The sequence below is a fragment of the Actinoplanes sp. NPDC048967 genome, from assembly GCF_040649415.1.
GTDB lineage: Bacteria > Actinomycetota > Actinomycetes > Mycobacteriales > Micromonosporaceae > Actinoplanes.
On sequence record NZ_JBEZFL010000015.1, the window covers coordinates 187,430 to 197,897 of the forward strand.

A 10,468-nucleotide genomic window follows, 5' to 3' on the forward strand; every position below is an offset into this window, starting at 1 on the left:
GTGCCTTGGCGCTGGTACCGGCGGTCGCCGGTCCGGCCCGGGCGGACAACCCGATCGTGCAGACCATCTACACCGCCGACCCGGCCCCGCTGGTCCACAACGGCCGGGTGTATCTCTACACCGGACACGACGAGGACGCCTCGACGTGGTTCACCATGCGCGAGTGGCGGGTCTACTCGTCGGCCGACATGGTGAACTGGACCGACCACGGTTCCCCGATGAGCCTGGCCACCTTCAGCTGGGCCAGCAAGGACGCGTGGGCCGGTCAGGTCGTCGCCCGCAACGGCAAGTTCTACTGGTACGTGCCCGTCACCAACCGGGCCACCGGCCGCATGGCCATCGGGGTCGGCGTGTCCAACAGCCCCACCGGCCCCTTCACCGACGCCATCGGCCGGCCGCTGGTGGAGAACGGTGAGATCGACCCCACCGTCTTCATCGACGACGACGGGCAGGCGTACCTGTACTGGGGTAATCCGAACCTCTGGTACGTGCGCCTGAACGCCGACATGACCTCGTACTCCGGCGGCGCGACCCAGATCCCGCTGACCACCGCCGGATTCGGTGCCCGTCCCGGTAACGTCGCGAACCGGCCCACCCTGTACGAGGAAGGGCCCTGGGTCTACAAGCGCAACGGGATCTACTACAACGTCTTCGCCGCGCAGTGCTGCTCCGAGTTCATCGGCTACTCGACCGCCCCCGGGCCGACCGGGCCGTGGACCTACCGCGGCACCGTCATGCCCACCCAGGGCAGCAGCTTCACCAACCACCCCGGCGTCATCGACTTCAACGGCAACTCGTACTTCTTCTACCACAACGGCGCGTTGCCGGGCGGTGGTGGCTTCACGCGGTCGGTCGCCGTGGAACGGTTCACCTACCGCTCCGACGGCACGATCCCGACCATGTCCATGACGACGGCCGGCCCGCCGCAGATCGCCCCGGTGGATCCGTACGTGCGCCAGGAGGCGGAGACCATCGCATGGTCGTCCGGGGTCGAGACCGAACCGTCCAGTGAGGGCGGGATGAACGTCGCCAACATCGAGAACCGCGACTACGTCAAGGTCAAGGGGGTGGCCTTCGGCGCCGGCGCCACCACGTTCACTGCCCGGGTGGCCTCGGCGACCAGCGGCGGGCGCATCGAGGTGCGCCTGGGCAGTCCGACCGGCACGCTGGCCGGGACCTGCACCGCCCCGGGCACCGGCGGCTGGCAGAGCTGGACGACGGTCACCTGCGGGGTGAGCGGTGCGACCGGCACCCAGGACCTCTACCTGGTCTTCACCGGTGGCAGCGGTTTCCTGTTCAACGTGAACTGGTGGCAGTTCACCTCAACCTCCACCGGCGGCGGGGGTAACCTGCTCGCCAATCCGGGCATGGAGGACGGCACCACCGGCTGGCAGGTGCACGGCAGCGGCTCGCTCGCGGCCGCCACCAGCCCGGTGCACAGCGGCTCCCGGGCCCTGGCGGTCACCGGCCGTACCGCGGCCTGGAACGGCGCGGGCCAGGACGTGACCTCCCGGCTGACCAACGGCAAGGCGTACACCACCGAGGTGTGGGTTCGCGCGCAGAGCGGCACCCCCAGCGCGAAGGCGACGCTGGAGCTGACGGCCAACGGGACCACGACCTATCTCCAGCTGACCCCGGCCACCGCGGTGAACACGAGCGGCTGGACGCTGCTCTCCGGCTCGGCGAACGTGTCCTGGAGCGGCACGTTGTCGAAGGCCACCGTCTTCGTCGAGACCGCGGCGGGCACCGACGGTCTCGTCATCGACGACGCCTCGTTCCAGTAGTCCCCGGCGCCGGCATCTTGCTATGCAACGAGTTGCATAGCAAGATGCTGCTGCATGGCCCTCGAACACGCGATCCTGGTGTCGCTGCTGGAGCAGCCGGGGTCCGGATACGAGCTGGCCCGGCGCTTCGAACGGTCCATCGGCCGGTTCTGGACCGCGACGCACCAGCAGATCTACCGCGTCCTCAAGCGGATGGAGGCGGACGGCTGGGTCGTCGCGGAAGAGATCGGGCAGGGCGGCCGGCCTGACAAGCGGTGCTATTCCGTGGCCGCGTCAGGCCGAGCCGCCCTGACCTCGTGGCTGCGCGCTCCCGTGCAGCCCGAGGCGGTCCGGCACGAGCTGGCCGTCAAGATCCGCGGCGCCGCCTTCGACGACGCCGGCGGCCGGGCGACCCTGATCGCCGAGGTCGAGCGCTACCGGGTGACCCATGAGGCCACCCTGCGGCGTTATCTGACCGGCGAGCGCCGGGATTTCCCCGACACCGCGACCCTCGACGTGGGCCGGCGGCTGCAGCACACCGTGCTGCGCGGCGGCATCGCGTACGAGCGGATGGTGCTGGACTGGCTCGACGACGTCCTCGACACCCTGCGCGGCCTCGACCGCTGACCCCGCCCACCGAGAAAGGGGACGCCGCCATGGCCGACTCGCTGCTGTTCAACCCGACCACGTACGACCCGGCGCAGTTCGATCCCGAGACCCGCCGGCTGCTGCGCGCCACCGTCGAGTTCTTCGAGAACCGGGGCAAGCGGGCGCTGATCGACAGCTACATCGACCGGGCCTGGTACGGCGACTTCCTGGACTTCGCCGCCAAGGAGGGCCTGTTCGCCACGTTCCTCACCCCGGCAGCCGACGGCGACGGCGCTCCCGGCAAGCGCTGGGACACCGCCCGCAACGTCGCCCTCAGCGAGATCCTCGGCTTCTACGGCCTCGGCTACTGGTACACCTGGCAGGTGACCGTGCTGGGTCTCGGCCCGGTGTGGCAGAGCGCCAACACCACCGCCCGCGCCCACACCGCTCAGCTGCTCGCCGACGGGCACGTCATGGCCTTCGGCCTGTCCGAGCGCGGCCACGGCGCCGACATCTACGCCACCGACATGATCCTCACCCCGGACGGCGCGGGCGGCTTCCGGGCGGACGGCACCAAGTACTACATCGGCAACGGCAACGTCGCCGGCCTGGTCTCGGTCTTCGGCCGCCGCGGCGACGTCGAGGGGCCCGACGGGTACGTGTTCTTCGCCGCCGACAGCCGGCACCCCGCGTACCACCTGGTCAAGAACGTGGTCAATGGGCAGATGTTCGTCAGCGAGTTCCGCCTCGAGGACTACCCGGTGCGCGAGCGGGACGTGCTGCACACCGGCCGGGCCGCCTTCGACGCCGCGCTCAACACCGTCAACATCGGCAAGTTCAACCTGTGCACCGCCGCCATCGGCATCTGCGAGCACGCCATGTACGAGGCGGTGACCCACGCCCACCGGCGGGTCCTCTACGGCAAGCCGGTCACCGCCTTCCCGCACGTGCGCCGGGAGCTCACCGACGCGTACGTGCGGCTGGTGGCGATGAAGCTGTTCAGCGACCGCGCGGTCGACTATCTGCGCTCGGCCGGCCCCGAGGACCGCCGGTACCTGCTGTTCAACCCGATGACCAAGATGAAGGTCACCACCGAGGGCGAGAAGGTCATCGACCTGCTCTGGGACGTCATCGCGGCCAAGGGCTTCGAGGCGGATACCTACTTCGACAAGGCGGCCAAGGACATCCGCGGCCTGCCCAAGCTCGAGGGCACCGTTCATGTGAACCTCGCCCTGATCCTCAAGTTCATGCCGAACTACCTGCTCCACCCGGCCGGCTTCGAGCCCGTACCGCCGCGCCACGATGCCGCCGACGACGAGTTCCTGTTCCGCCAGGGCCCGGCCCGGGGTCTGGGCTCGATCCGTTTCCACGACTGGCGCATCGCCTACGACGCGCACGCCGGGCTGCCCAACGTCGCCCGCTTCCGGGAGCAGGCCGACGGCCTGTGCGCGCTGCTGCGCGCCCACGCCCCCGACGAGAGTCAGCAGGGTGACCTCGACTTCCTGCTCGCCCTCGGTCAGCTGTTCGCACTGGTGGTCTACGGCCAGCTGATCCTGGAGCAGGCCGACCTGACCGGTCTCGACAGCGGACTGCTGGACGAGATGTTCGCGATCCTGGTCCAGGACTTCTCCGCGTACGCGACCGAGCTGGGCGGCAAGGCGGCCACCACCGAGGAGCAGGCCGCCTGGGCGCTGGCCCACATCCGCCGGCCGGTGTGGGACGCCGACCGTACCGCCGCGGTATGGCAGGACGTGGTCGCTCTCTGCGGCGCGTACGAGATGCGGCCCTAACCGAAGATCGAGGTGACCCACTCGGGGTGGTCGATGAACGGGTTGCGGTTGCGCTGGTAGCTGCTGTAGATGAGCTCGTTGCGGCGCTTCTCGAAGGCGTCCGGCGGGTCCTGCAGGTTCCACTGCCGCAGCGCGGAGAGCCGGCCCAGCCGCGGCGCGGTGCCGCTGCCGGTCACGTCGTCCACCTCGAGGTCGGGCCAGGAGTCGCCGCCCTCGTAACGCACCGCCATGTAGAAGATCATGCGGGCGACGTCTCCCCGGACCGCCGCCCGCGGCTCCCACGAATCGGCGTCGGTACGGTTGCCCGGGGCGTCGGAGACCACGGTGCCACCGTTGTCGAAGTCCTTGTTGTCCCGCTCGGAGTTGACCCGTACGTCTTCGGGGCGCAGGTGGTGCAGGTCCGTGCCCGGGCCGGCGGCCGTGCCGAAGTCGCCGTGGGACTTGGCCCAGACGTGCTCGCGGTTCCAGTCCCCGGCGTCGCCGCCGTTGAGCGACTTCGACCGGCTGGTACCGGAGTAGAGCAGGATGACGTTCGCCGAGTTCGCCGGGTCCTGATCGGTGGCCTTGAGCGCGTTCCAGACCGCGTCGTAGGACAGCGTGGTGACGCCGCTGGAGATGATGGTGTGCAGCGCGTTCTTCAGGCTCTCGCCGGACTTGCCGGCCGCGGCGGCGTAGTAGGCGCTCGTGGAGCCGGTCGGCGTCGGGGTCGGCTTGGTCGGCGTCGGCGTGGGGGTGCTGCCGCCGACGGTCATCGCGGACGGGGACTTGAGGCCCGGATGCGTGAAGTAGGCGGTCAGCGTGCCGGTGACGGTGACCGGGTCGCGGAGCAGGCCGGGGTTCGCCCGCAGCCCGAAGGTGGCTCGGTAGGCGCTGGTGACCTGCACGTACAGCATGTCGCCGGGGTCGGTCTCGCTGCTGCTGTCAGCGATGGCGATGGCCGTGTCACCGGTGAAGTCGGCGAACAGCACCGTGTTGGTGGCGGTGGGCTGGCCGACGACATACCCGCGGACCGTGCCGGTGCCGCTCTGAGTGCTGATGGCCTGGGCGACCGTCAGGGTGGCGGCGGCCGTCGGCAGCATCCCGGCGGGCACCCGGATCATCGTGACGACCAGCGCGACCACCGCGAGAACGGCGGGCATCATGAGCGCCGCGGCGCGCCGACGCGACATCAGTCCGGACATGTGCACTCCGCTCGCCAGGCCACATCGACGTTGATCAGAGTATGGCCGACCGGGCGGTCCGCGGGGACATACCAGCACCGTCATACGCCGTCGGGTGAACGTCAGGGTGAACGCGGTGCGGTCAGCCGCCGGTGATCGACCAGTGCCACGGCTCCGACGGCAGGTTCACGAAGCCGTACTTGGCGGCGTGCCCGACCAGCCACCGGAAGCCCGGGCTGGCCGCGGTCAGCGACCGCCCGCCGGCGGTGATGTCGACGGCCAGGCCCAGCTCGTGCAGCGACCGGCCCGGGATCGCCGTCGGCACCCGGCACGAGGAGGCCGGCGCGGTCCAGACGTCGGGGCAGCCGTTGATCGTGCGCAGCTCGATCTGGCGCTGCTTGGTGCGGAAGCCGCCGCCGGAGAGCAGCACCCCGTCCGCCTTCGCGTCGGCCATCATCCGCCGGAACGCGAACGCGACGTTCTTGTGCACGGTGACGCCGTTGACCGACGTGGTGTCGGCGACGGAGAAGCGCGCCCGGACCTCGGTGACGACCGTGCGGCTCAGTGCCGCGGCCTCGCGGGCCAGCTCGGCCGACTTGTCGAGCGCGATGAGCTTCTGCTGGTTGGTCCGGACCGTGGTCGACGCGGACTGCCACGAGGTGATCGCCTTGTCGAGGCCGACGGTGGCGGTGCGGGCCGCGGCCTGGGCCTTCTTCAGCTCGGTGGCCGCCCGGGACGCCTCCGCGCGGCGGGTGGTCACCGCTTTCGCCGCGGCGGCGATGGCGTTCTTCGCCCCGGTCACCGCCGCGCCGGCGCGCGGGCGCTGCAGCGACACCACGGTGAGCGTGTTTCTCGCGCTGGTCAGGGCCTCTCCCGCGACCGCAGATCGGGTACGGGCGGCAGCGTCAGCGGTGACGGCCGTGGTGAGCCGGGTCTGCGCGGAGGTTTGCGTGACCTTGCCCTTGCTCACCTGAGCTGCCCGCGCGGCGAGGGTGGCCCGCTGAGCCGCGAGCGTCTTGCGCAGCTGCACGTACTTCGGGCTGGGCGTGAGGCTGTGGTACATCAGCGACGACCAGCTCTGCGCGACGCGCGGTGCGGTAGCCGATGCGGGGCTGGGCACGCCGGCCACGGTCAGGGCCACGACGAGGGCAGCGAGGATCGCCGCGGCTCGCGAGCGCAGGATGCGGGCCGGCCGCGGATCGTGCCGGGGTTGCTGTCGGTTCGTCATCTGGGGTGCGCTCCTCGGCCTCAAGCGGTCAGGGCGGGCGGAGGCAGGCGTCAACCTCCGGGAAGTGTTCTCCAGACGACTCTCGTGCCCCACAGGTGCAGCCGCGGCTCGGTGCCGGAGCGGACAGGTTGCCGGCGGACCGGCCGGGGTCACCGCCCGGCGGCGGAGGGGGCGAGCAGGGCGCGGGCGGCCTGCACGGCCCGGGCGGCGATCGCGTCGACGGTGCCGGCGTTACGGGCGAAGAAACCGTCGGCGAACAGTGAGGCGTAGCCGTGGGCCACGGCGATCGTCGCCTCCACGAGCAGGACGTCCTCCTCGTACGAGGGTGCGCCGGTCGCGGTGGCCAGGTCGAACAGCGTGGTCATCAGGGCCCGGGTCTGCTCGCGGCGGGCGTCGTCGGGAACCCGGTAGAGGTCGGCGGCGTAGATGACGTGGAAGCCGGCGCCGGTGCGGACGACGTACCGGACGTAGGCGCCCGCCACCGCGGCCAGGCGGTCGGCCGGGTCGGTGCCGGCCGCCGCCGCGGCGTCGGTGATCGCGGCCCGCAGGTCGCGGGCGGCGGTGGCCGAGATCGCGCTGAGCAGGTGGTCGCGGTCCGGGAAGTGCCGGTACGGCGCCGCGGAGCTGACGCCCAGCCGGCGGGCGACCGCGGCGACCGAGAAGCGCTGCAGTCCGCCCTCGGCGAGCAGGTCGAAGCTGGCCTCGATCAGCGCGGCCCGCAGGTCGCCGTGGTGGTACTTGCGGACCGCCGACACACCTGCCCCCTGGCTTGCCATTGAGTAAGAGGGCTCTTACATTAGCAAGTGATAGCCCTCTTACATGGCGGAGGCACTGTGAGCATCCGGCTCGGGTACCAGATTCCGAACTTCACCTATCCCGGCGTACCGGTCGAGGACACCTTCGACACGGTCGCCGCGCAGGCCCGGGAGGCCGAGGCCGCGGGCTTCGACACGGTGCTGGTGATGGACCACTTCTATCAGCTGCCCGGCATCGGCGCGCCGGAGAACGCGATGCTGGAGTCGTACACGACGCTCGGCGCCCTCGCGTCGCTGACCTCGACGATCCAGCTGTCCACATTGGTCACCGGGAACACGTACCGTAATCCCGCCCTGCTGGCCAAGACCGTGACCACCCTCGACGTGGTCTCCCGGGGCCGGGCCATCCTGGGCATCGGCGCCGGCTGGTTCGAGCGTGAGCACCACGACTACGGCTTCGAGTTCGGCACCTTCGGCCAGCGCTTCGAACGGCTGGAGGAGGCGCTGACCATCATCGCGCCGATGCTCAAGGGTGAGCCGGCGTCGCTGGACGGCAAGTGGTACACGGCGCGGGGCGCGATGAACAACCCGCGGGTGCGCCCGACCGTGCCGATCATGCTCGGCGGCAGCGGTGAGCAGAAGACGTTCCGGCTGGCCGCGCGCTTCGCCGACCACATGAACATCATCTGCGACGTCGAGGACCTGGCCCGCAAGGTCACCGTCCTGCGGCAGCGGTGCGAGGAGATCGGCCGCGATCCGGCCACGCTGGCGACCAGCTACCTCTGCATGGGCATGGTCGGCGAGACCGAGCAGGAGGCGAAGGAGCTCGGCGAGACCGTGCCCGAGGACCGCCGCAACCGCGCCTTCCTCGGTACCCCCGAGCAGGTCGCCGACCAACTGCGGGAGAAGGTGCTCGGGGCCGGGATCGACGGGATCACCATCAACCTGATCCGCAACGGTCACCGTCCGGGCATGGTCTCCGCGGTCGGCGCCGCGCTCAAGCCGCTCGTCGCCGGCTGAGCGCAACGATCGGGGCCGTCGGCTCAGCCGGCAATGAGCATGCGCAGGATCGCCGCAACCCCCACCACGACGATCAGCGCCCGCATCAGCCAGGGCGGCAGCCGGCGGCCGAACCGCGCACCGACCACGCCACCGGCCGTCGCGCCGACTGCGATCAGCAGCACGACCGTCCAGTCGACAGACTCCGGCGAGACGAGCAGGAAGATCATGGCGGCGACCGAGTTCACGGCGGTGGTGAGCAGATTCTTGAGCCCGGTGATGGACTGGATGCCCTCGGCGGTGAGCACGCTCATCAGACCGACGAGCAGCACGCCCTGCGCGGCGCCGAAGTAGCCGCCGTAGATGCCCAGCACGTAGACGCCGATGAACACGGCCGCCAGCCGTCCCGGGGTGAGGGTCGCCAGGCTCCCGTCGTCCGCGCCGGCATCTCGGCCGCGAGCCGCGCGCCGCTGCAGAGCCGGACCCCACACCACCATGACCAGACCGACGGCGATCAGGACGGGCACGATCGCCTGGAACGCGTCGTCCGGCAGGACCAGCAGCAGGACGGCGCCGGTCACCCCGCCGAACACTGAAGCGGGGAGCAGTTGGCGCAGCTCTCGGCCCCGGCCGGCGAGTTCGCGCCGGTACCCGAAGGTCCCGGTGATGCCCCCGCCGACCAGGCCGATGTTGTTGGACACGTTGGCGACCAGCGGCGGGTAGCCGAACAGCAGCAGCGTCGGGAAGGTCACCAGGGTTCCCGAGCCGACCACTACGTTGATCATTCCCGCCCAGAATCCGGCGGCCAGGATCGCCAGTGCTTCCACCACATCGACCATGATCCCGCCTGGGAGCCGTGGTCCGTGCGGCGCGGTGGGGATCACGGCTCCGGAACCGACTATGCCTCCCACGTGGCACTCACATCCCGAGAACGCCTTTTCCCCGCGACCTCACTACGGTCTCTTCGTCGCGCTGGCAACGGCCGGCACCTTGACTGCGGTCCGGGCGGAACGCTTCAGTGCGTGAGTGACCGCGACCGAGTCCTACGTCGAGCGGGCGCCACTGCCCGGTCTGGCGGCGGTGGTGCGGACCGTCTGGGTGCAACGCACCGGCGCAACGGCATCCGTGCACCGTCACCTGCCCACCGGCGGCGTTGAGATCCACTTCCCGATCGGTGGACGTCCGCAACTGCTCGGTCCGCTGACCGGTCCGGAGATCGAGATCATTCCGGCCGGCACCACCCTCGTCGGTGTCCGGTTCTGGCCGGGGGTCGCGCCGCTGCTCACGACGGTGCTCGACGACCTGGTGGATCAACGGCTGGCCCTGACCGAGCTGTGGGGAAGCCTGGCGGACCGCCTCGTGGAGGCGGTCGCGGGAGCCGGTACGCCCGAGCGGGCACTCCAGCTCCTGCAGGACCACCTGCTGCGGGAGTTCCGGCCTGCCGCGGTACGGGTGGATCCGCTGATGCGCGCGGCCGTCCAGGCGTTGATGCCGTGGCAGCCGGTGACTGTTGATGCCGTGGCCACCCAGCTGGCGCTGTCCCCCAGCCAGCTGCGCCGCCGTTGCCTGCATGCGGTCGGGCTGAGTCCGAAAGTCCTCCAGCGGACGTTGCGGTTCCAGGGCTTCCTCGCCCTGGCGCAAGCCGGCGCGGACAGCGTGGCGGGACTCGCGGTAGACGCGGGTTACGCCGATCAGGCGCACCTGAGCCGGGAGTGTCTACGCCTGACCGGCCTCACCCCACGCCAGCTCCTCGGCGGCGACGTGGATCGATGCGGCTGCGGCCATGACCACACTGCCTCCTACCGGCCCTTCCTCGCCGTCCGAAACAGGCCGCCGCTACGCGTTTGAGCCGGCCTGACCAGGCACGCCGACATCGCACGCTACCGGGCAAGCCGTCTCCGCATCCGAGCGCGCGATCCGAAACAGGCCACCGCTACGCGTCTGAGCCGGCGCGACCAGGTACGCCGGCGTCGCACGCTACCCGGCAAGCCGTCTCCGCATCCGAGCGCGCGATCCGAAACAGGCCACCGCTACGCGTCTGAGCCGGCGCGACCAGGTACGCCGGCGTCGAACGACGAAACACGCGCTACCTAGCTGTAGTGACCAGGACCGTTGTTGATGCGGCTGATGGGTGGCTGGCCTCCGAGCGCGGTGTGGGCGCGGTGGTGGTTGTAGGTGTGGAGCC

General features: G+C 70.6%; 9 protein-coding genes. 5 read left to right on the plus strand and 4 right to left on the minus strand.

The window, feature by feature from the left end; translation table 11 throughout:
• Window positions 1-5 precede the first annotated feature (5 nt).
• The 3 genes from AB0C12_RS42180 to AB0C12_RS42190 are packed head-to-tail and all read left to right on the plus strand — an operon-like array spanning window position 6 to window position 4,141.
• Window positions 6-1,784: a family 43 glycosylhydrolase gene (locus tag AB0C12_RS42180; RefSeq protein WP_360556671.1), complete on the plus strand. Its 1,779-nt coding sequence runs from the start codon at window positions 6-8 to the stop codon at window positions 1,782-1,784.
• A 54-nt stretch (window positions 1,785-1,838) separates the two neighbouring features.
• Window positions 1,839-2,390: a PadR family transcriptional regulator gene (locus AB0C12_RS42185; RefSeq protein WP_360556655.1), complete on the plus strand. Its 552-nt coding sequence runs from the start codon at window positions 1,839-1,841 to the stop codon at window positions 2,388-2,390.
• A gap of 29 nt (window positions 2,391-2,419) precedes the next feature.
• Window positions 2,420-4,141, plus strand: coding sequence for an acyl-CoA dehydrogenase family protein (locus tag AB0C12_RS42190; RefSeq protein ID WP_360556656.1), 1,722 nt, complete (start codon window positions 2,420-2,422; stop codon window positions 4,139-4,141).
• Here the strand turns inward: AB0C12_RS42190 and AB0C12_RS42195 are convergent.
• From AB0C12_RS42195 to AB0C12_RS42205, 3 genes are all read right to left on the minus strand, one after another.
• Window positions 4,138-5,322, minus strand: coding sequence for an endonuclease (locus AB0C12_RS42195; RefSeq protein ID WP_360556658.1), 1,185 nt, complete (start codon window positions 5,320-5,322; stop codon window positions 4,138-4,140). The genes AB0C12_RS42190 and AB0C12_RS42195 overlap by 4 nt on opposite strands.
• Before the next feature lie 121 nt (window positions 5,323-5,443).
• Window positions 5,444-6,529 carry a M15 family metallopeptidase gene (locus AB0C12_RS42200; protein WP_360556660.1) on the minus strand — a complete coding sequence of 362 codons (1,086 nt, stop codon included), beginning with the start codon at window positions 6,527-6,529 and terminating at the stop codon, window positions 5,444-5,446.
• Window positions 6,530-6,678: 149 nt separating this feature from the next.
• Window positions 6,679-7,284: a TetR/AcrR family transcriptional regulator gene (locus AB0C12_RS42205; protein ID WP_360556661.1), complete on the minus strand. Its 606-nt coding sequence runs from the start codon at window positions 7,282-7,284 to the stop codon at window positions 6,679-6,681.
• 78 nt (window positions 7,285-7,362) lie between these two features.
• Between AB0C12_RS42205 and AB0C12_RS42210 the strand changes: the two genes are divergently transcribed.
• Complete coding sequence (locus AB0C12_RS42210) at window positions 7,363-8,304, plus strand: LLM class F420-dependent oxidoreductase (RefSeq protein WP_360556662.1); 942 nt, start codon at window positions 7,363-7,365, stop codon at window positions 8,302-8,304.
• 23 nt (window positions 8,305-8,327) lie between these two features.
• Here the strand turns inward: AB0C12_RS42210 and AB0C12_RS42215 are convergent, their stop codons facing one another.
• Window positions 8,328-9,110: a sulfite exporter TauE/SafE family protein gene (locus AB0C12_RS42215; RefSeq protein WP_360556663.1), complete on the minus strand. Its 783-nt coding sequence runs from the start codon at window positions 9,108-9,110 to the stop codon at window positions 8,328-8,330.
• A gap of 199 nt (window positions 9,111-9,309) precedes the next feature.
• Between AB0C12_RS42215 and AB0C12_RS42220 the strand changes: the two genes are divergently transcribed.
• Window positions 9,310-10,131 (plus strand): AraC family transcriptional regulator, encoded by an 822-nt coding sequence (locus tag AB0C12_RS42220; RefSeq protein ID WP_360556664.1) that lies wholly within the window; start codon window positions 9,310-9,312, stop codon window positions 10,129-10,131.
• Window positions 10,132-10,468 lie beyond the last annotated feature (337 nt).

Excerpts from the sequence above, each read along its gene's own strand:
- AB0C12_RS42185 (WP_360556655.1), top strand. The coding sequence starts at position 1,839 with ATGGCCCTCGAACACGCGATCCTGGTGTCGCTGCTGGAGCAGCCGGGG.
- AB0C12_RS42190 (WP_360556656.1), top strand. The coding sequence starts at position 2,420 with ATGGCCGACTCGCTGCTGTTCAACCCGACCACGTACGACCCGGCGCAG.
- AB0C12_RS42195 (WP_360556658.1), bottom strand. The coding sequence starts at position 5,322 with ATGTCCGGACTGATGTCGCGTCGGCGCGCCGCGGCGCTCATGATGCCC.
- AB0C12_RS42200 (WP_360556660.1), bottom strand. The coding sequence starts at position 6,529 with ATGACGAACCGACAGCAACCCCGGCACGATCCGCGGCCGGCCCGCATC.